This is a genomic window from Bacillus sp. REN16, assembly GCF_020731355.1.
In the GTDB taxonomy this organism is placed as follows: domain Bacteria; phylum Bacillota; class Bacilli; order Bacillales; family Bacillaceae_L; genus Ferdinandcohnia.
The window spans coordinates 140151-161331 of the sequence record NZ_JAJFZK010000005.1; the positions used below are offsets into that span (position 1 = coordinate 140151).

Here is a 21181-nt window from a genome sequence, read left to right on the forward strand (position 1 = left end):
TGCATAATATTTTACTTTGCATAAGGTGGGGTTATCAGTCCCCTTCTTGCGAACGTATATTTGTACCCGTTAGATGAACTTATGACAGAGAGAGGGCATCGCATTACAAGATATGCGGATGACTTCGTCATATGTTGTAAGTCGCAAAAAGGCGCAGAACGTGTACTTAAGTCGATTACCCGTTTTCTAGAACAAAATCTTGGATTAATCGTCCATCCTGAAAAGACGAGAATTGTAAACAATCTAGAGAAACGGTTTGTTTTTCTTGGGTACGAATTTAAACAAGCCTTTTGGGTTAAGCCATCAGAAAAGTCAATTATGAAGTTTAAGGATAAAGTTAAGGAAATAACAAAACGTAATCAAACCGTAAACATAGCACGATTGATTAAAGATAAACTAAATCCATATCTTCGGGGATGGGGAAACTATTTCGGACATGGGCATACAAAGTCATTGTTTAGTGAGTTTGATGGATGGATTCGAAGAAGGTTAAGGGCAGTTCAATTAAGAAGCTGGCGGAAAATCAGGAAATTGCATAGGGAATTACGCAGAAGAAAGTGGAAAGGGGAACTTCCTCGGTTGCGCATGTATGCATGGAGAAGTTCAAAATGCACGCCAGTAAACACTGCACTTCCAAACAAATGGTTTAAGGAGCTAGGTCTTGTTTCTTTAGTGGATATTTACAATGAACATCATCCCCAACGGGGATAACATGGAGGAGCCGTATGCGATGACCCGCACGTACGGATCTGTGAGAGGCGCATGAATAATTCATGCGCCTACTCTATTTTCTGAATGAATCTAGGTTCCATTTATTTTTCGGGAACAAAGTAGATAACCGAAGGACCAGATGCGCCCCCTGGAAGGCTTGTTACAAAATCATATTGATTCCCGTTGGCTCCAATTTTTTCGGATGCAAACTTCCATGCATTTACATAGCTTAGAAACCCAGTAGTGTTAAGTTTGCCGTTCCATTGCATAGCAAAGTGACCGAATCCGCCAGCAGGGTTATCGTAGACGGAGAGTTGCAGCGGATGATGTAAACTATTTTCCACTTTAACATCTAAATCGTATAAAACACCATAGTTTCCATTATTGATTACCGGTTTATTTCCATCGACGACACTAATGCCTTCTTCATATTCTCCTGGTAATTTATCACTCCATTGACCGGAAGCAGCTGAAGACAGTCGAATATAGGCATTTCCTAATGCTGTATCATACGTAAGCGTCCCCTCACGATCAAAATGTGGAAAACTTCCTCGAACATGTGAGTCAGGCGGTAAAATCTCAACAGATAGCGGGTCAGCTGGACGTTCTACATAGTTAAGTGTAGTCGCAGTGACAGTGGCAGGCTGATGGCCATGTTTCGTGTAGACATCATATTGGGCAATCCCACTTACCGTATCTCCATCGTTTGCATTTGTTTCTAGGAAATAGCTTTCACCAGGCTTAAGAGTTTTAATATATTTTTTCTCAGCCTTTTCTTCTAAAAATTGTACTAACGCTTCTTTTCCAGCAACGTCAGGATAAATACTGACTGAAGCACCAATCCCTTTAGAAAACACCATTACTGTTTCATCTGAAGTGTTTGTTAAGGCTAAGCTAACATACCGATTCTCTCCACTAATATTTTGATGATGCCAAAACACTCGGAATTCTCCAGTAGCTTTATCGCGATAAAACGCACCATTGTCGGAGTATGTTTCTGGTGAATCACTAAGAATCAGTTTTCCTCCTGTTTGGTTTAATTCTGGCTTTTCAAGATGAGCAGCAGGCTTGAGTGTTTCGATAGGTACATAATCTTCATTGGCAAATGCCTGACTAGGAAGTAGAAATGCCAATAGAATAGTACCAACAGCTAATGCAGACTTCATTTTCATTCTTTTTCCTCCTCTTCTATTTTTATTGAAACCCCAAATAATGACTATTCAACATCCTAAGAAGCTAAGAGGGAAATTCAATGTTTATGTAGATTCGATAATTGTTGGATTTTTCCTTCCTTTTTTATAAAAATGAGGAAAAAGTCCCCCTTTTTTTAAAAAGAGATAGGTATCAAATTATATTTTAAAAAGAAAAATGGTGAATTTAAAGCCTGTTTTATTGCCCGCCTTGACGGATGCGATGGGATTTTGTATCCTTGAGTTGGAGGATATATTCTCTTTTTTATTAAGTGGAGGAATATTTCTTCATATGAATTTCAGAAACAAGACAAAGGAGAATGTTTATGCCGAAGACTGAGAAAGTGAACCCTCTTTTAATTATTAAATCTGTATACAACTCGCTTACGAAAACAGAACAAAAGGTAGCGGATTATATTATGGTCAATCATGCGGAAGCTGTGTATTCCTCGGTAACTGATTTAGCAGAAGTGGTTGGGGTTGGTGAAACTACAGTTTTACGTTTTTGCAGAAAATTAGGATATAGAGGATTTCAAGAATTTAAATTATCTGTTGCACAAAATCTCATGGAAGCCGATGAACAGGTTTACGGTAAAATTGATGAACAGGATTCCGTTGATGTGGTTGCGAAAAAGATTTCGAATCAAAATGTAAGTGCTTTAAATGATACAGTCTCATTACTTCAAGAGAGCACTTTACAGGCAGCAGTTGGGAAAATAAATAGTGCAAAGAAAATCTATTTCTTTGGCGTGGGGTCATCTGGATTTACAGCATTGGATGGTCAACATCGATTTATGAGGCTAGGCTACAACACAGAACATGTCTCTGATTCTCATATTATGTCAATGACGGCGTCTTTATTAGGTAAGGATGATTTAATTATTGCCATATCTTCTTCAGGAAGTACAAAGGACGTTGTTGATGCTATTGAAATTGCAAAGGAAAACAAAGCATTTATCATGTGTATTACAAACCAGGCACGATCGCCTATTACAAAGTATGCGGACTTAATTCTCCTTGCAGCAAATAAAGAATCGCCATTTGAAGGTGGGATTTTTTCTTCAAAGATTGCTCAGCTTTTACTATTAGATGTCCTAGCAACAAACGCAGCTCTTGGCAACAAAGAACAAGTGTCCAGGGCCATAAAGAGTACAGCGGAATCCGTTCTCGACAAATTGTACTAATACTCTAATAGAAAAAGGTGAAAATCATGGTTTCTTCAAATAATAAACTATTTGAAGTTCTCGAATATATAGTAGATTTGGTGCTGTTAAACTTCTTATTTATTATTTGCTCCCTACCTTTAGTCACAGCTTATCCTTCTTTTGTGGCATTGGTAGGAGCGATTAAAGATATGTCTGACGAAAAACCAACACCAGCTTGGAGACAATACCTTAAACTCTTTTATGATTATTTGAAAAAAGGTTTAAAGATATGGCTCCTTCTTTTTGTAATTTCAGTTGTCATAATCGGTGATATTATCGCGTCTTTTTATTTGCCAACGGCTTTACAGAATTTTCTTTTGCCCTTTAATGTAATCGTGACTCTTTTATTCTTAGGAGTATTTAGTTATCTTATGAAACTATTTATTTTGGGAGAGGATCGTTTAAAAACATTAATAATTGTCAGCTTTTTTCAATACTTTAAACAACCCGTAAAGCCTTTATTGATTACGGTGATAAATGGGTTGATTGTTGTTCTATCAATCTATCTTCGTTTTGTTCCATTCATCATTTCATTTAGTCTTCTTGCATTTACCTATTATTTTCTGTTGTTTGCAAGGGATCATGATGCAGAGAATAATTAGATTAAAATAAAAAATGGAGATTTTTTTATTTTTTAATAAAAATGGTGGATTTAATCTCCAAAAGGTGATACATTCTAAATAGAGAGTTAATTCTCTACTGAAAGCGCTTAATGAAAGTCGGTTTTGAAATCTAGTAGGGGGTGCACGAATACAATTACTATTAGAAATCGAAACTCAAAAAAATCCAATGAGGTGAGAAAGAAATGATTAGATTCAAAAAATTACTATCAGTAGCTATGGTGTTTTTACTTGTTTTAAGTGTCTTAGCAGCATGTAGTGGCTCCAAGGATTCAGGGTCAAGTAACTCAGATTCAACAGATGGAAAAAAGGACGAACAAACAACAGTTGAATTTTGGACAATTTCGCTTCAACCAACTTTTAATGATTATTTCAATGACCTTATTGCAAAATACGAAGAAGAAAATCCAAATGTAAAAATAGATTGGAAAGACTTCCCGTATGATGCGGTTCAAAACAAATTATTGACAAGCATTGCTAGTAAACAAGCTCCAGACGTTGTTAACTTAAATACTGAGCTTGCCAACCAAATGGCTTCAAAAGGTGCTTTAGTAGATTTTAACGAGCAATTATCAGATGAGCAAAAAGGGATATATTATGAAGGAATCTATAATTCTACTGTAACTGACGGTCGTGCAAATGCACTTCCATGGTATACAGGAATTCCTGTTCTATATATTAATACTGAATTAGCTGAAAAAGCAGGTATTGATGTAAGTAAGGCACCACAAACAAAAGAGGATTTAGCAAACTGGGGTAAACAAATTAAGGAGAAAACAGATGCTTTTGGATATGTATTCTCAATGGATACTCGTTCGATTCTAGAAGAAGGCTACAAGCTTGTCGAAGGTGACAAAGCGGTATTTAATACCGATGAAGTTAAAGAATACATCCAAGGTAATATTGATCTAATTGAAGCCGGCGTTATACCAAAGGATATTCCAGCGTTTGATAAACAAGTTCAGCTATTCGGTAGTGAACAAGTGGCGATGATTATCTCAAGTTCTTCTTTTATTAATCAATTGAAAACAGCTTCACCTGATGTATATGAAAAAACAATCGCAGTTCCAGCTCCAACAGGAAAAGCGGGCATTCGTTTTACAAACACTATGAATCTAGTTGTTCCTAAGGATTCTAAAAATGTGGATGCAGCTACTGCATTTGCACATTATGTATCAAATGATGCAAACCAATTAGCATTCTCTAAAGCAGCTAGCACACTTCCGTCAACAAAGGAAGCTGCGAAGGATGAATTCTTCTATAAAAATGATGGAACTTTAGAAGGTCAAGCGTTAACAGCATCTGTTGAAAGCTTAGACAAAGCAACAGATTTCTATATCGGAATTGAAAATGCGAACGACGTGAATAAAACAATGGCTAAGCATTTACAGAACATCTACATCAATGACCAAGATCTACAAGCTGAGCTAGATGCAGCAGAGAAGGAAATTAATGATATTTTAAGTCGTTAATAGTAAAACTGAATGGGCAGATATCCTTCTGCCCATTTTTTTAAAAAGGATAGGAAAGATTCATTTTTCTTCCGTGATGTTTAGCATCAAGAGCGCTTAGCGCATTAAAAGGAGGTTATGCCCTATGGGAAAGAAAAGAGCTTCCGGTTATAGCAGATTTACCGAGGTTCAAACAGCCTGGCTATTCATGGCACCAGGGTTAATATTGCTTGCTCTTTTTACCTTTTGGCCAATTATTTTCAGTTTTCCTCTGGCGTTCACCAACTATTCGGTAATCGGTGAAACGTCCTTCGTAGGACTTGATAATTTTAAAAGAGCTTTTTCCGACGTAGATTTTATCGCTTCTATTAAAAACTCTCTGCTTTATATGATTATCGTGCCTTTTATCCAAATTATTTCCATCTTGATGGCTGTATTAGTGAATCGAAAAATCGCTGGGATTAAGTTTTTTAGGACGGCCTATTATGTTCCAGTTGTTACCTCTATGGTTGCTGTTGCGATCATCTGGGGTTGGTTGATGAGCGCAAACGGAGTTCTCAATTATCTCTTAATGTCAATTGGCATTCTAGATGATAAGGTGAACTGGCTATCTGATAAGGATACAGCCCTTTGGGCATTAATGTTTATTACGTTATGGAAGGGCTTAGGCTACTATATGATGATCTATCTTGCTGGTCTACAAGCTGTTCCAACTGATTGTATTGAAGCAGCAAAAATTGACGGAGCAAGTAACTTCCAAATCATTACAAAGATCACCATTCCTTTATTAAAGCCATATGTGTTCTTCTGTACTTTAATTTCTTTAATGGCTGCAATTCGTGTATTTGATGAAGTCTTCGTCTTAACTTCTGGTGGACCTGGTAATGCAACATTGACAAGTAGTGTGTATATTTACCAGCAAGGATTTGAGCAATTTGAGTTTGGCTACTCATCCGCACTAGGCTTGATTGTAAGTTTCATTATTATGTTCTTTAGTATTTTCATCTTCGTGTTTAACAAGAAGGGAGGTGTAAATCCATATTAATATGGATGAGCCTATGAAAAATACGAAACTAGTAAAAACAATCGTCAATAAGTTCTTTGTGTATGCGTTATTAATCTTATTTGCCATTTTTATGATGGGGCCATTTCTTTGGCTAATTAGTGTATCGCTTATGCCAGGGAAAAATATTTTTGCATTTCCGCCTGCAATACTTCCAACTTTCATTGATTTTAAAAACTATTTGGAAGTATGGGAGTATATGGATTTTCTTAAATATATTTGGAACACGGTTATTATCACCTTCCTGGGTGTGACCTTTAGTATTTTATTCAGTGCTTTAACGGCCTATCCGTTAGCGGTTTTCAGATTTAAAGGAAGAAACTTTATTTTCCTATTACTCGTTTCAACGATGATTATTCCTGCAGCCGCAGGACTAGTTGTAAACTATTTAACGATAAACAGCATGGGATTAATTAATACTTTTACAGGAGTTGTACTACCGACACTAGTTTCAGTGTTTAATATATTCCTGTTCAGACAAGCATTCATGGGAATTCCAACAGATATTAGGGATTCAGGGAAAATGGATGGCGCATCGGAATTTCGAATTTGGGGTCAATTAATGATGCCGATGATCAAACCGGCTGTTGCGGTTGTTGGTTTATTTGAATTTATGGCGAACTGGAATAGCTTCCTATGGCCAATTATTGTGTTAAATACAGAAAAATACCCATTAGCTTCAGCGTTAAGCTTCTTAAATGGTCAGTTCTCATATAACTTTGGGTGGATCGCAGCTGGAACGGTAATCTCAGTATTACCAATCATCTTCGTCTTCTTATTCACACAAAAATACTATATGGAAGGAATTTCAGGTGCGGTTAAAGGATAGGGGAAACAAGGGGACGGTTCTTCTGTTCGCCTAATAATTTCCAAATGGAAAGGGAGATTTCAAATGTACAAAATTGCTTATATCCCGTTAGACGAACGTCCATGCAACTATGATTTTCCAAGCCTTTTAACAGGGGTTAAGGGGACAGGTCCCTCCGCCCACGAAGAAGTGAAGCTTGTAAGACCAAGCTTAAATCTGATGGGGGATAAAAAGGTACCCGGAAACACAGAAAAGATTTGGGAATGGCTCTATGAGGAAGTTGTGGATGCAGATGGTCTAATTCTTTCATTAGATACTTTGTTATATGGGGGAATTATTCCTTCTAGATTGCACCATCTAACGTTGGATGAATGTAGGAATGCGCTAGCGAGGCTTTCAAGGATAAAAGAAATAAACCCAAGTGTAAAAATATATGCTTTCAACTTAATTATGAGATGTCCAAAGTATTCAAGCAGTGATGAGGAACCGGACTATTACGAAGATTGGGGTAGTGAAATTTTTCATTATGGGAAATTGCATCACCTCATCTCTGCTAAGCTTGCATCTGAAGAAGAGAAAAATCAGTATGAAAACCTAGATCAACAGCTTCCTAAAGAGATAGTGAAGGATTATTTATCTCGCAGAAACATTAACGTTGAAGTAAATAAGCTCGCGCTTGAATATGTGAGTAATGGAATGATTGATTTTATGATTATTCCACAGGATGATTCTGCGCCATACGGGTGGACTGCTATTGATCAGCAGGAGGTTAGAGGGGCGATTGCCGCCCAACATCTCGAACTGGATGTGTATATGTATCCGGGTGCAGATGAAGTAGGGTGTACGTTGCTGGCCAGAATGCTTAATAGCTTTAAAGGAATGAGACCATTGGTATACCCTGTTTTCTCGAGCACACACGGCCCTTCTGTCACACCGTTATACGAAGATCGTCCTTTAATGGAAACTCTTAAATATCAAATATTGGCAGCGGGCGGACTCATGACTTCAAATCTTGCTGAAGCTGATATTGCATTATTCGTAAATTCGCCTGTTGAGCCGATGATGGAAGCTGCCTATCAGGATCAGCTTAGTACAAAATACCAGGTAAATCGAAATTTAATCGATTTTGCAGAGCAGCTAGAATACACAGTTAAGGTAAGAAACATCCCATGTGTGGTGGGCGATGTCGCGTTTGCTAATGGGGCCGATTTAGGACTGCTAAAGCTATTAAAAAGAAAGAATCTTCTTTTTTCACTTGCTGGCTATGCAGGCTGGAATACGAGCTCAAATACATTAGGAACATGCATTGCACAGGGCATGCTCCACAATATATATGGAAGCACCCAAGCCCATACAGATTTTTTAGCATTACGCTATGTCGAGGATGCTGGATATTGCAGTGTCGTCAGAAAGAATATCACAAATAATGTTTTACCGGAATTAGGCTATGACTATTTCCTTGTTGATGGAAAGAATGGAAAGATTTCAGAGATTGTAAAGGAACAATTGACGGAGTTTATAAAGGAACACCTTAATTACGAAGAAAACGTTCTGCTAATAAATGAATGCTACATGCCCTGGAACCGTATGTTTGAAATCGGACTGGATGTTGAACATATAAAACAAGATTAGGTGTTAAAAAAAGGAGTTGCTGCAATGATGAAGCAAGAAACTACTGATGTCGTGGTAATAGGTGGAGGTTTAGGCGGTTTTATGGCCTCCCTATCTGTTGCCAAAATGGGTTTAAAGGTCATTATGACGGAAGAAACAGATTGGCTGGGTGGACAGCTTACAAGTCAGGCAGTACCTCCTGATGAACATAAATGGATTGAAAGATATGGGTGTACCGATACATATCGTGAATTTAGAGATCGTGTGCGCCAATACTATCGTGACAATTATCCGCTCACAAAGGAAGCGAAGGAAAATGATATATTAAACCCCGGAAATGGTTGGGTAAGCCGATTGGCGCATGAACCTAAGGTTGCATTGAAGGTCATTGAAGATATGCTTGCCCCATACATCAACAGTGGAAAAATAAAGGTTCTATACAACTACAAGCCTCTAAAAGCGAAGACAGAAGAGGATGTCGTAAAATCTGTAACGGTGACACACATCTCCGGATCTCAACAAATCGAATTGGTCGGTGATTACTTTTTAGATGCTACTGAATGTGGAGACGTTTTACCGATTGCGGGTGTTGAATATGTTTCCGGAGCTGAATCAAGAGAAGAAACCGGGGAACCTCACGCTTTAGATGAAGCAAACCCGATTGATATGCAATCCTTTACCTATGTGTTTGCAGTGGATTACGTGGAGGGCGGAAATTTTGTAATCGACAAACCGGAACAGTATGATTTTTGGCGTGACTATATGCCGAGCTTCTCGCATCTACCACTTTTCAGCTGGTATGCAACAGATGCAGATGATACATCAAAGCTAAAACAATTTACGCTGTTCCCAAATGAAGAAGGTATTCCTTCCTTATTCACCTATCGAAGAATACTAGATACAGAGAATTTGGAAGGTAATTTGTATGAAGGTGATATTTCCCTCATCAATTGGGCGCAAAATGACTATTTTCTAGGTCCCATCTATGGAGTACCTGAAGAGGAAATCGAAAAAAACTTGTTTAACGCAAAACAACAAAGCTTATCACTCTTATATTGGCTGCAAACAGAAGCACCAAGACTTGATGGCGGGAAGGGATTCCCTGGCTTACGACTGCGGAAGGATGTATTGGATACAGAGGATGGTCTTGCAAAATATCCATATATTCGCGAATCGAGAAGAATTAAAGCTGTCTATACCATAACAGAACAAGATGTGAGTAAAGAAGTAAGAGGAGAAAAAGGAATATGTGAGTATTTCGACAGCGTCGGTGTAGGTAGCTATCATTTGGATTTACATCATACAACAGTTTCAAATCGAAGTTTCTATATTCCAAATTACCCCTATGAAATACCGCTTGGAGCTCTATTGCCAGTACGGGTAAAGAATCTAATCCCTGCTTGTAAAAATATTGGAACCACACAAATAACAAATGGGTGCTACAGACTTCATCCAACGGAATGGAATATCGGAGAATCAGCGGGATATTTAGTGGCCTATTCCAAATTGAATAATGTGACCCCGCATCAGGTAAGGGAAGAACAGCAACATTTAGAGGAATATCAAAATCTACTATTAAATAATGGTGTTCAGCTTCGTTGGCCAGAAGATATTGACCTATAAGGAGGAGACCAAATGGAACAATCAAACATATTGTGGGTTGATTTTTTAGCAAATGGTACTCGATTATTGGAAACTGAAAAGATGAAAGATCTAATAGATCGCGCGCTAAAATGTAACATAACACATCTTGTCGTCGATGCAAAAATTCCTTATGGATTTACAACCTATCCAAGTGAATATGCATATCATGTGAGTGAAATGAAGGACGAACAGTATCATGATTGGAAAGGTCGCGATTTTCTTCAGGAAATGATTCATTACGCCAAAGGGGCAGGATTGAAGATTATTGCAAATGTGGATGTATTTGCAGAAGGAAATGGAATTGCAAAAGAAGGAATGGTGTATGACAAGCCAGAATGGCAGGTTGTTCATTATAACGAGGCGCTCTCTAATATGCCGACAGCTGCGGAAAACCACCATGATCCAACGGTTTTTGTGAATCCGATTCATCCAGAGGTTGAAGCCTATGAGCTAAATATTATTCAAGAAATTGTTCGGAACTATGAAATCGATGGTGTTGTATTAGATAGATGTCGCTATCCCAATATTTATGGTGATTTTAGTAGCCTGAGTCGAGCGAAATTTGAAGCGTATATCGGTCAAGCGGTTAACAATTGGCCAAAGGATGTTATGACGATTGAGGAAAACAAACCTGCATTTGGTCCGTTTTTTCCAAAATGGGCAGAGTTCCGTGCGAAAAACATTAAAAACTTTGTTCAAAAAGCAAAAAATGTGGTTAAAACAAGAAATTCAGATTTGATTTTTTCAATATATGTAGGCTCCTGGTACCCATTGTATTATAACGAAGGCGTCAACTGGGGAAGTGAAACCTATCACCCTTCATTGGATTGGACTTCTGATACGTACCATACATCCGCTTATGCAGAGGAATTTGATTTTATCATGACTGGCTGCTATTACCCGGAAGTTACGATTGATGAAGCGAAAAACAATGGAAGACCTGCTAGCTGGTATAGTGTTGAAGGTGCGATTGAAATGAGTAAGGAAGCGATTAATGACCAAATTCCTGTGATTGCTAGCTTATTTTTGAAGGATTATACCGACAATGTAGACCAGTTTAAGAAGGCTGTTCAGCTTTGTAAGGAGCGGACAAATGGAGTCATGCTGTTTGACACAGTGTATATAGAGGACTACCAGTGGTGGAACGAGCTAGAAGAGACCATTTAACTAATTATCTTAGATTGCAACTGGAGTGTATGAAATGGAAACGAAACAAGTGTTTTTTGACAAAATATATAGAAGGTTAGTTGTGTCGTGTCAAGCCTTGCCTGACGAGCCTCTTCATAGCTCCTATATCATGAGTAAAATGGCGGTGGCTGCAACCCAGGCAGGTGCAAGTGGTATACGGGCTAACAGTGTGGAAGACATCCGGGAAATTAAAAAAGTAACAGACTTGCCAATCATCGGGATTATTAAACAGGATTATGACAATTCCAAAGTTTTTATCACGCCTACATTGAAGGAAATTGAGCTTCTAGTAAATGAAGGTGTAGATATGATTGCATTGGATGCAACTAGCAGAGTACGACCAGATGGTTATACGATAGCAGAGATTTTTCCAGAAATCAGAAGAAAATATCCCAATCAATTATTCATGGCGGATTGCTCTACTTTGGAAGAGGGTATTCAAGCAGAAAAATTGGGATTTGATGCTGCCGGAACAACATTATCAGGGTATACAGACTATACGAAGGATGTAACATTACCCAACATTGATTTAATCAAACAATTTGTAGATCAAATCAGTGTACCAGTCATTGCAGAGGGCGGAATCTCGTCACCTGAGGAATTAAAGCAAGTCATCGCAACAGGAGTCCATTCAGCGGTAGTTGGATCCGCGATTACACGTCCGCAAGAAATTACAAAACGGTTTTTAAAAGTGTTACAGGATTGAATCTAAGGGGACAAGGGGGCAGGTCCCTTGTCCCTATTAAAATATGATGGGATTACGGACCTGTTGATAACCCTACATTGAGGTGAGAGAGATGAAAATATTTGCTGCGGATATTGGCGGGACATCGATAAAAATCGGCGTGACCGACGAGAATGGTGTGATTCAACTATTTGATGAGGTTGTAACGGAAAGGAAAAAGGGAGGGCCTTATATTGTTCAAAAATTGGAGGATATAATCGCCAAGTACTCAGATATAGATGCAATCAGTATTAGCACAGCCGGCCAGGTGAATAGTAAGGAAGGCTATATTATCTATGCAAATGAAAATCTGCCAAACTACACTGGTACCAGAATTAAGGATCTACTAGAATCAAAGTTTAATGTACCTGTAAATGTAGAGAACGATGTGAATGCAGCAGCTTTAGGTGAAAAGTTTTATGGAGTGGGTAAGAAATATCGCGATTTTCTTTTTTTGACCTTTGGGACAGGTATTGGCGGCGCGATTGTAATTGATTCGAAGTTGCATCGTGGTGTTACAGGTAGTGCAGGAGAATTTGGTCATATGAATCTGTATCCGAATGGTATTCCATGTGGTTGTGGAAATCATGGATGCTATGAGCAATATGGCTCGACAACAGCTCTCATTAGGGAAGTGAAGAAGATAGATCCAGAGTGCACAAACGGCAGACAGCTGTTTGAAATGATTCAAAGCGGCAATGAACGGCTGTTTAAAGTATTTGATCATTGGACAAATGAGGTTGCGCGTGGTATTGCCAGTTTGATTCATATCTTCAACCCGCCTTGTGTCATTTTAGGTGGTGGAATCATGGAACAGGATTTATCTATCAAACTTGTTTCTGAAAAGGTTCAACAACACATTATGGATAGTTATTCAGATGTAAAAATCTTGAAATCTGAGTTTGGCAACAAAGCTGGCCTTTATGGTGCGATTTCGTTGCATAAATTTAGCTGAAAAGGAGCTAAATTCAATGAAAAAGGATAATCGTAAATTCCATAGTTCCCACTTAAATAAAACACTAGATTACATGGTATTAACGTTGAGCGAGAATATTGAGGATGCCTATCTATTATATGTCCAAGATGGCAGGGACTATTTAGAGCTAGGAGGATTGGAAAACGTGATTCAGAGGTTAGTATGTGAGACTCCTGAGCTTGCCAATCGACTTGTTTTTGTCCTGATCCATCCTGGGGATTCGGTTGAAAGATGGAATTCATTTAGTCGGAACGGGACTTCCTTTAGCCTGTTTCTTCGTTTTATGAATGATGAATTTATTCCAGAGATTGAAAGAATCTTAGGAGCTAACGTATCAAGAAGAGGCCTTCTAGGAGATTCTTTGGCAGGTAATATAAGCTTGAATATCGCACTGGAACGGCCGGAAATGTGGACGCATTTATTGGTTCAGTCTCCGGCTGTTTCTGCTGGCGATATTGGACAGCTGGAGAAGGTTGAACTTCCTGACTGGAACGTATACCAAACTGTTGGAACATATGAAGACGAGTTCGTATCCTCAATATCGAATGAAAAATTATATATTTTGACAAGGAATCGACAATTATATAGAAGCTTTTTATCGAAAAAGATAACCGTACAGTATATAGAATCAGAAGATGAACACCTTTGGAAGGTTTGGGAAAGGGATTTACCTTCCGTGCTAGAGTTTTTTGTGAAGGAGGTTTGACATGGAGTTATATTTTACTGGTGATGTATCAGATGTTTTAAAAGGTGTAACAATTCTCAGTGCTGAGTTGGGAATAAAAATTGCGGAGGATGGATACCCGATTGAGGTTATAAATCGCAAAGGACCCTTAGAAGTGACGAACAAACAGATTGTCTTTGAAAAGAAGATTCATTTTTTCAGAGGATTGGGGCTGTGGCTTCAGCACATAGAAAAAAATAATGAATTCCATCTTACTGAAGTGCCTCAATTTGAAACCAGTGGGGCGATGATTGATGTTTCGAGAAATGCAGTCCTTACGGTTGATGGTATTAAAATGCTGCTTCGAAAAATGTCTGTGATGGGCTTAAACATGGTCATGGTATATACAGAGGATACATACGAGGTTCCAGAAGTCCCTTATTTTGGATATATGCGTGGCAGGTATTCTGAAGAGGAAATTCGGGAATGTGATGATTATGCTTTTCAACTTGGGATTGAAATGATACCGTGTATTCAAACACTTGCCCATCTAAAAGAAGCGTTGAAGTGGGGCTATGCGAATGGAATCAAGGATACGGATGATATTTTGCTTGTCGGGGAACCGAAAACGTATGAACTTCTTAAAAAACTGATAGGGGCAGCCGTTAGGCCTTATCGTACAAAAAGAATTCATATCGGCATGGATGAAGCGTTGCAGCTTGGGCGTGGAGTGTATATTGAGAAAAACGGGTATCAAAATCGATTTGACATTATGAATCGCCATCTTCAAGAGGTAGTATCAATCACCGATGAATTTGGTCTGCAACCAATGATTTGGAGTGATATGTACTTTCGACTAGCCTCCCAAAGCGGAAATTATTATGATTTTGATAAAACTTTATTGGAACAGGTTAAGCAATCCATTCCTAACGTACAAATGGTGTATTGGGATTACTATCATTCGGATCAAAGTTTCTATGAGGGAATGCTGAACACACATAAACAGATCGTTTCGGATCCACTTTTTGCTGGAGGGTTATGGACTTGGAATGGAATCTCCCCTAACTATTCAAGGGCTTTCCGGAATACGGAGGCGGCATTAAATGCCTGCAGAAAAACCGGTATTAAAGAGGTATTTGCAACCATGTGGGGTGATAACGGTACTGAAACCCCGATCCAAACAGCACTTCCTGGCCTGCAATTATTTGCTGAGCATACGTATCATCAAATAGTGAGTAGAGAGCATTTGAAAGAAAGGTTTAACTACTGTACTGGATCTGATATAAATGATTTCCTTTTATTGAATCAATTCGACGAGATTCCAGGAGTCATGGAGGATAATTTATATTCTTCAAACCCTTCCAAGTTTTTGCTTTGGCAGGATGTATTACTAGGTTTATTTGATGAAAATATAAAGGGATTTCCGATTGCTTACCATTACAGAGGTTTAGTGGAAAAACTACGGGTAGTTAAGGAACGTAATCAAGGCTCGAAAGAATTATTTCATTTTTATGAGCAGCTAGCAATGGTATTAAGCGTGAAGGCGGAGCTTGGTATTGATGTAAAGTCAGCCTATGACAATGGAGATAAAGTGGGAATTAAGGTCTGTCTTGAAAACCTGGAAATTCTGAAAGTAGGGATAGATAGGTTAAGAATGGCACATCGAGATGTATGGTTCTCCGTTAATAAAGCTTTCGGCTGGGAAGTTCTTGACATTCGATATGGGGGTATACTGACTCGAATTGAAACAGCGGAGTATCGATTGGATCAATGGTTGAAGGGTAACCTTACAAAAATAGAAGAACTCGAAGAAAATCGTCTTCGATATGATGGTCCTGAACAATTCCCGGAAAACGTAACATTGGGAAGAGGCGAAACCTACAACCGGATTGTAACAGCTGGGACATTATAAAATTATTACCCAACGAGTATAGAAATACTATCTGCTCGTTGGGCCTGTTTAGTCTTTAGGGGCGAGAGTGGGACAAGGAACCTGTCCCTATGTCCCGACCTTTCTTCCAAATCCGTTCGTATTGAACAAGTCTAGTTTCAAATAGTTTCAATGGATCATAATACACTTCCGGATTCGATTTCATTTTAGCTAATGTTTCTTTGTCTTGTTCTACACGGGATTGTGTTCCGTCAATAGCCTCAGAAAGATCATCTAACGATTCCTTATAAAATATCCCGACATCTTGTTGCAGTGATTTTTTGAAAAAGTCGAATTGCTGCCAAAACTTCCTTTGAATGGAGTCGACCACTTCCGTATAGGACGCATTATCTACATAGCGCTTATACTGGTTAAGCATGTATGCCTGTTGCTTTTGTGGCAGTAAACCCAACACTTTGCCAGCACCCTTCAGAAGCACTTGCCCTGGATTATGGCGAAGCATGATGTTTTCTTTATCAATTTGAATTTGATAGGTCATGCGACTGATGTCTCGACGCCAATCCTCGACCACCTTAAAATCACAATGCAGCTGGAGTTCCTTTTCAGGATATCCTTCAGCTAGCGACTGAGTCATATCATCTAAGTAAGCTTGAGTAGCCACTAATTTTTGATTTGAACTTTCAATCCATTCCTGAAGTTTTTCTGAAAGACTTGGTACAATCTCCTGATCAAATAAACTTCGAATCTCTTCATTCATTTTTTCGTTCAATTCAATGTGGAGCTGGTTGAGATTACTTTCTTCTGTTATATATTCTGAGCAGCCCGCAAGGATTTTCGGTATTTTTTCAGAAATGTCATGTTTAACCTCCGAAATGAGGCCCTCGAATGAATCAGCAATTTCCTTGCTTTGGTCCATTTCTTTATCATGCAGACTGTTGTTAAATCCAGTTAATCGAGTGATAAATTCTTCATTATGCGCAATTAATTCGATTAATTTATTTTCAGCGTCTGCTCGTTTTTTAAGAAGGTTAGAAATCGTTTTTCTAAGCAAAAATAGGATTTTGCCAACACGATTAACCCTAAGGAAACTTGACTTAATGTCACGAAGGACATCGCCATTTCGAACAGAATGTATAACCGAATCAGGGAAGTACTCTTTTACTTTTTCACGCTCAAACGTATTTGGCAGAACAAAATGAACCGGAATATCCTTAACGGAATGTTTGATTTGAGCGAGATAATCCAGGTCTAATTCGGTCAGGGTTTCGGCATGGTGAACAAATAGAACGCCATCGACCACAGGCAAGTAGCCAAATGTTTTCCGTTTTTCCATAAAGTATTCGTTATAGCCAGTCAAATTCAGTCTTAGGCCTGACTGCTGTAATTGAGCAGATGGATGGCTAACCTCTATAATTGATTCTGGATCCGTTACCTCCTCGAATGTAGCCAGCGTACAACGCCCAGTATCGGACACCTCGATTATTTCCTTCTTTTCTCCATATTGAATGCTTGCAAAAGTAGAGAGCGAAGGAGTTAGTACTTCCTCTTCTAAAATCGAGTTCACAAAAGAACCTTTTCCTTTCCCAAGGACAAGCAGGTTCGTTGTGTTCTCATCAAAAAGTTGATCAAAGCCCCATACTAATCGATGGCTCGTTTCAATATTATTTTTTGCTGCCCAATCAATGATTGTTTTTACAAAGTGGTGACATTCATCAATGGATAAAGCTTGACTGTGGGCGTTTTCCAACAAAATCTCAGCCTCTTTAACAATCACCGTTTTAATGGCAGATGGAAAAATATCATCCCACGCTAAGATCGCTGCTGCAGCAGTCAATCCGTTAGTAGCAGTGGTAGTATTCAACCAATTAATTAGCAATTTCGGCATCAGCTGTCCGATATCACGTAATAAATAACTTCCAGTTGTGAGTTCAAGATACGCTTCCCCAAATAAATCAATAATCGTAGACCAAGACTCGTACGGATTGATTTCTAAATCCTTCATAATTTGAATAACTGAATGTAACCAACCTAGATAATCGTCTGTTTGTTGGTAGCTTTTCCAAATGGCAGCCAATAGCAGTTTAAATCTAGGTTGATCAAGTTCATATAAATTTAGTAACACAGAAACGAATGTATCAGGTGAAAATGTACTGCCATGACCTGCTTCGAAATATGAAAGTAAAGCGTCAAACCAAATTAGGTCTTGCGTTCGCTTTGCTTCATTAATCGCCAACTCAATCGCATTTTTCCAATCATCCTGTTCCTCATAAAAGCGCTTGGCAATCGATGTTAGCTCAGGATAATCTGGATTTCCTTCAATTGCTTCCTGAAGGACCCGATAGGCTGCATCGAGCTTTTGGTCTTCAAGATATAATGAGAACAGGCATAATGAAACTTCGCTGGTAAGGATTTTGTTTTTCGAAATGATCGAGCCGTACACTTCCTCAGCATTTGAAAGCAACCCAAGTTCATAATACGCATCGGCAATATTCTTTTTAGCCCAAGGTTCTAAGTCGTTCGAGATGCTTTCCCATTTATAAATTGCAGATTCATAATCTTTATTATTAAAGTAAAGTTCCCCTTGAGCAAAGCGTATATAGGACAAGTCATAGGGTTCCTTTTCAGCCTCACTTATGAATGCCTCACCAAGAATCTCAATCGGATGCCTTTTGTCGTTATCTGGAATAATTGTTTGATAATACGTTTTAGTAATAAATTCATGTTCTGATGTCATATGTAAACCTCCAATGCTGGGACAAAATAGGGTCATGTCCCGTTTCGTTCTTAATCAGTTAGGTGTAGGAAGTTTTTTCCTTGTAGGATAGACTCATACCTATTATAAATATATACGATTGAGTTGCTTAGTTTGTGTCGTTTTTTGCATATAATTAAGAAAGGGTCCAAAAAGATTATAATCTTTTTTGGACCCTTCAATCATATTACATACCATTTGCAAGTAAAGTCGTAGCTGCGCTAATTAATACGGCGAGAATAGGGAGAGAAACATATAATAGGATTTTATTTCTCTTTCTTTTTCTTTCCATTTCCTCAGGTGTTACCCATGTACTCAATTTTCTTTTCCTCCTCGTCTTCGGTAGCTGGCTGGCTTAGTCGGTAGGACGGTAGCCCCTTTAGCTTTGCGTCTTCCACTTTTCAGTGGTTTTGCTAGTATCGAACGAATTTAACAAATCAATATTATTATCGTCACATTTTGTCGAAATGTTAATAGGTAAATAGCACTATTGTATTTCCAGTTAATAGAATTATTGATTTTCACATAATAGTCAATCGGAATATCGAGGAAAGACTTTTTATAAAAATGGACAGTAAATAATCGAAAAGTCACTAAATATACTATAAAATGTATAATATAGTAGAAAAAAATTAAATTGGAAAAAAGAAGGTGAAAATATTTGAAACGATACATATGGTTGATATTAATTATTGCACTAAGTATTGTTTTGCTAACAGGATGCAAGAAAGACCCTCTACCTGAAGAACGTTTTGAAACATTTATTCAAGATTGGGAAAAGCAGGATTTTCAAAAAGTATATGACCAATTTTCCTTAGACGTAAAAGAAAATATTCAAAAAGATGAATTCGAAAATCGTTTTATGAAAATTTATAAAGATATTGGTGTTGACAAACTGAAAATCAGTTTTAAAGCTCCAGATGAGGAAATCGAACCTAATGACAAAGGAGAGGTTGTTTTCCCATATCAACTTTCAATGGAAACGATTGCAGGCAAAATTGAATTTAAAGAACAAGTGACGCTTGTTTTAGAAGAAATAGATGACGAAAAAAATGGGCAATCAAATGGCAGCCATCAATGTTCTTTCCTAACATGGAGGAAGGGGATGGCATTGGAGTTTCCATATCCTCTCCTACTCGAGGTGAAATTACTGACAGAAACGGCGTTCTGCTGGCAGAAAATGGCCTTGTATATGAAATTGGTTTGGTTCCGCAGGACCTAGGTGAAAATAAGGGAACCATTATTACCGCTGTTGCTGAAATGTTAAAGCTAACACCTGAGTCTATCGAAAAGAACCTAAATGCTTCTTGGGTTAAACCTGATTATTTCGTACCAATAAAAAGGCTCTCTTTACAAGAACAGGACCTAGCAACACAAGTAACGCAACTAAATGGTGTTTTATCGAAAAAGGTAGAATCCCGTGTTTACCCATTTAAGGAGGCAACCGCCCATTTGATTGGGTATATTGGAACAGTAACTGCAGAGGATCTAAAAAAGCTTGAAGGAAAAGGCTATTCTGCAAATGATGTTGTAGGAAAAAAAGGTCTTGAAATGGTACTTGAAGACCGTTTAAGAGGGGAAAAAGGTGCTAAGGTTTTTATTAAGAAAGCTAATGACGCTGGAGAAGTTACGCTTGCTGAAAAACGTGCTATTGACGGTGAAACAGTAAAATTGGCCATCGATATCGATGTTCAGCTTACTGCGTTTGATCAACTTAGAGGTAATGCCGGGGCCGCAGCTGCCATCCACCCGTTAACAGGTGAGACACTTGCACTTGTCAGTAGCCCGTCCTTTGATCCGAACACTTTCGTACTTGGAATTTCAACTGGGGAATGGAATCGATTAAATGAAGACCCACTCAAGCCATTACTGAACCGTTTCGGAGCAACCTATGCACCTGGCTCAACCTTTAAACCAATTACAGCTGGAATTGCACTAGAAAATGGAGTCATTACATCTGAGACAACGGTAGATGTAGCTGGTAAGCAGTGGCAAAAGGATAGCTCGTGGGGAGGCTATTCGATAACTAGGGTCACCGATCCTGGGAAACCTGTGAATTTAAAGGATGCCTTCGTGTACTCTGACAATATTTATTTTGCTCAAGCGGCACTAGGAATTGGCGGAGATCGATTCGAATCCGAATTATCGAAATATGGATTCGGTGAATCATTTCCATTTGAATATCCATTGTATGAATCGAAAATTTCAAACGAGGGTTTGAACAAAGAGATTTTAGTAGCTGACACAGGCTATGGACAAGGACAACTTGAAATGAGCCCTGTGCACCTAGCCTTTTCTTATACGCCATTATTAAACTCAGGTAAACTAATAAAACCAAAACTTATCCTTGATGGTTCGGAAACAGAGGTTTGGAAGGAAAATGTCATTTCTCCAGAGAATGCTCAAATCATTCTAAATGACCTCATTCAAGTTTTCGAAGATCCAAATGGCACAGCACATGATGCAAAAATAGAAGGTTTACAACTAGCTGGAAAAACAGGAACAGCTGAACTTAAAACAAGTAAGGATGAAGATGGAAAAGAAAATGGATTATTTGTTGCTATGAATACAGAGAATCCTCGACTATTAATATCGATGTTAATTGAAGATGTAAAAAACGGTAGCCATGAAGTTACACCGAAAGTGAAATCGATAATGGAATCAATACTAAAAAAATAATGAA

The 21181-nt window shown here is 38.4% G+C and carries 18 protein-coding genes and 1 riboswitch; of the genes, 15 read left to right on the forward strand and 3 right to left on the reverse strand.

The window, feature by feature from the left end; all coding sequences use genetic code 11:
* The first annotated feature begins 33 nt into the window (after positions 1-33).
* Positions 34-711, forward strand: coding sequence for a group II intron maturase-specific domain-containing protein (locus tag LKW28_RS23125; protein WP_324255024.1), 678 nt, complete (start codon positions 34-36; stop codon positions 709-711).
* A gap of 101 nt (positions 712-812) precedes the next feature.
* Here the strand turns inward: LKW28_RS23125 and LKW28_RS08040 are convergent, their stop codons facing one another.
* A complete protein-coding gene (locus LKW28_RS08040) occupies positions 813-1883 on the reverse strand; it encodes a hypothetical protein (RefSeq protein WP_229139840.1) in 1071 nt (356 codons plus the stop codon).
* A 344-nt stretch (positions 1884-2227) separates the two neighbouring features.
* Between LKW28_RS08040 and LKW28_RS08045 the strand changes: the two genes are divergently transcribed.
* The 12 genes from LKW28_RS08045 to LKW28_RS08100 all read left to right on the forward strand — a co-directional run bounded on the left by LKW28_RS08045 (position 2228) and on the right by LKW28_RS08100 (position 15767).
* On the forward strand, positions 2228-3085 hold the full coding sequence (locus LKW28_RS08045) for a MurR/RpiR family transcriptional regulator (protein WP_229139841.1): 858 nt from the start codon (positions 2228-2230) through the stop codon (positions 3083-3085).
* A 26-nt stretch (positions 3086-3111) separates the two neighbouring features.
* Entirely contained in the window at positions 3112-3708 is a 597-nt protein-coding gene (locus LKW28_RS08050; protein WP_229139842.1) for a DUF624 domain-containing protein, read from the forward strand.
* A gap of 203 nt (positions 3709-3911) precedes the next feature.
* Complete coding sequence (locus LKW28_RS08055) at positions 3912-5198, forward strand: ABC transporter substrate-binding protein (RefSeq protein ID WP_229139843.1); 1287 nt, start codon at positions 3912-3914, stop codon at positions 5196-5198.
* 124 nt (positions 5199-5322) lie between these two features.
* Entirely contained in the window at positions 5323-6222 is a 900-nt protein-coding gene (locus tag LKW28_RS08060) for a carbohydrate ABC transporter permease (RefSeq protein WP_229139844.1), read from the forward strand.
* Between the two features lie 13 nt (positions 6223-6235).
* Entirely contained in the window at positions 6236-7069 is an 834-nt protein-coding gene (locus LKW28_RS08065; RefSeq protein ID WP_229139845.1) for a carbohydrate ABC transporter permease, read from the forward strand.
* Between the two features lie 63 nt (positions 7070-7132).
* On the forward strand, positions 7133-8680 hold the full coding sequence (locus LKW28_RS08070; protein ID WP_229139846.1) for a DUF4127 family protein: 1548 nt from the start codon (positions 7133-7135) through the stop codon (positions 8678-8680).
* 24 nt (positions 8681-8704) lie between these two features.
* Positions 8705-10282, forward strand: coding sequence for an FAD-dependent oxidoreductase (locus tag LKW28_RS08075; RefSeq protein WP_229139847.1), 1578 nt, complete (start codon positions 8705-8707; stop codon positions 10280-10282).
* A 12-nt stretch (positions 10283-10294) separates the two neighbouring features.
* Complete coding sequence (locus tag LKW28_RS08080) at positions 10295-11470, forward strand: alpha amylase family protein (RefSeq protein ID WP_229139848.1); 1176 nt, start codon at positions 10295-10297, stop codon at positions 11468-11470.
* A gap of 34 nt (positions 11471-11504) precedes the next feature.
* Positions 11505-12197: an N-acetylmannosamine-6-phosphate 2-epimerase gene (locus LKW28_RS08085; protein ID WP_229139849.1), complete on the forward strand. Its 693-nt coding sequence runs from the start codon at positions 11505-11507 to the stop codon at positions 12195-12197.
* Positions 12198-12288: 91 nt separating this feature from the next.
* Entirely contained in the window at positions 12289-13170 is an 882-nt protein-coding gene (locus LKW28_RS08090; RefSeq protein WP_229139850.1) for an ROK family protein, read from the forward strand.
* Positions 13171-13186: 16 nt separating this feature from the next.
* A complete protein-coding gene (locus LKW28_RS08095; protein WP_229139851.1) occupies positions 13187-13897 on the forward strand; it encodes an alpha/beta hydrolase in 711 nt (236 codons plus the stop codon).
* A gap of 1 nt (position 13898) precedes the next feature.
* Positions 13899-15767, forward strand: a complete 1869-nt coding sequence (locus LKW28_RS08100; protein WP_229139852.1) for a beta-N-acetylhexosaminidase — start codon at positions 13899-13901, stop codon at positions 15765-15767.
* A 55-nt stretch (positions 15768-15822) separates the two neighbouring features.
* Here LKW28_RS08100 and LKW28_RS08105 read toward each other — a convergent pair whose 3' ends face one another.
* Positions 15823-18480, reverse strand: coding sequence for a tetratricopeptide repeat protein (locus LKW28_RS08105; RefSeq protein ID WP_229139853.1), 2658 nt, complete (start codon positions 18478-18480; stop codon positions 15823-15825).
* A 205-nt stretch (positions 18481-18685) separates the two neighbouring features.
* Complete coding sequence (locus LKW28_RS22950) at positions 18686-18817, reverse strand: hypothetical protein (RefSeq protein WP_267497928.1); 132 nt, start codon at positions 18815-18817, stop codon at positions 18686-18688.
* Positions 18818-18836: 19 nt separating this feature from the next.
* A riboswitch (cyclic di-GMP riboswitch) is annotated at positions 18837-18923 on the reverse strand.
* A 236-nt stretch (positions 18924-19159) separates the two neighbouring features.
* On the opposite strand from LKW28_RS22950, the gene LKW28_RS08110 reads away from it, so the two are divergent.
* Both LKW28_RS08110 and LKW28_RS08115 read left to right on the forward strand, forming a co-directional pair.
* Complete coding sequence (locus LKW28_RS08110) at positions 19160-19720, forward strand: NTF2-like N-terminal transpeptidase domain-containing protein (protein WP_229139854.1); 561 nt, start codon at positions 19160-19162, stop codon at positions 19718-19720.
* Entirely contained in the window at positions 19669-21177 is a 1509-nt protein-coding gene (locus LKW28_RS08115; RefSeq protein ID WP_229140033.1) for a penicillin-binding transpeptidase domain-containing protein, read from the forward strand. Before LKW28_RS08110 ends, LKW28_RS08115 begins: the two co-directional genes overlap by 52 nt.
* The last annotated feature ends 4 nt before the right edge of the window (positions 21178-21181 follow it).

Coding starts and splice junctions, on each gene's coding strand:
- LKW28_RS08040 (WP_229139840.1), bottom strand. CDS start 1,883: ATGAAAATGAAGTCTGCATTAGCTGTTGGTACTATTCTATTGGCATTT.
- LKW28_RS08045 (WP_229139841.1), top strand. CDS start 2,228: ATGCCGAAGACTGAGAAAGTGAACCCTCTTTTAATTATTAAATCTGTA.
- LKW28_RS08050 (WP_229139842.1), top strand. CDS start 3,112: ATGGTTTCTTCAAATAATAAACTATTTGAAGTTCTCGAATATATAGTA.
- LKW28_RS08055 (WP_229139843.1), top strand. CDS start 3,912: ATGATTAGATTCAAAAAATTACTATCAGTAGCTATGGTGTTTTTACTT.
- LKW28_RS08060 (WP_229139844.1), top strand. CDS start 5,323: ATGGGAAAGAAAAGAGCTTCCGGTTATAGCAGATTTACCGAGGTTCAA.
- LKW28_RS08065 (WP_229139845.1), top strand. CDS start 6,236: ATGAAAAATACGAAACTAGTAAAAACAATCGTCAATAAGTTCTTTGTG.
- LKW28_RS08070 (WP_229139846.1), top strand. CDS start 7,133: ATGTACAAAATTGCTTATATCCCGTTAGACGAACGTCCATGCAACTAT.
- LKW28_RS08075 (WP_229139847.1), top strand. CDS start 8,705: ATGATGAAGCAAGAAACTACTGATGTCGTGGTAATAGGTGGAGGTTTA.
- LKW28_RS08080 (WP_229139848.1), top strand. CDS start 10,295: ATGGAACAATCAAACATATTGTGGGTTGATTTTTTAGCAAATGGTACT.
- LKW28_RS08085 (WP_229139849.1), top strand. CDS start 11,505: ATGGAAACGAAACAAGTGTTTTTTGACAAAATATATAGAAGGTTAGTT.
- LKW28_RS08090 (WP_229139850.1), top strand. CDS start 12,289: ATGAAAATATTTGCTGCGGATATTGGCGGGACATCGATAAAAATCGGC.
- LKW28_RS08095 (WP_229139851.1), top strand. CDS start 13,187: ATGAAAAAGGATAATCGTAAATTCCATAGTTCCCACTTAAATAAAACA.
- LKW28_RS08100 (WP_229139852.1), top strand. CDS start 13,899: ATGGAGTTATATTTTACTGGTGATGTATCAGATGTTTTAAAAGGTGTA.
- LKW28_RS08105 (WP_229139853.1), bottom strand. CDS start 18,480: ATGACATCAGAACATGAATTTATTACTAAAACGTATTATCAAACAATT.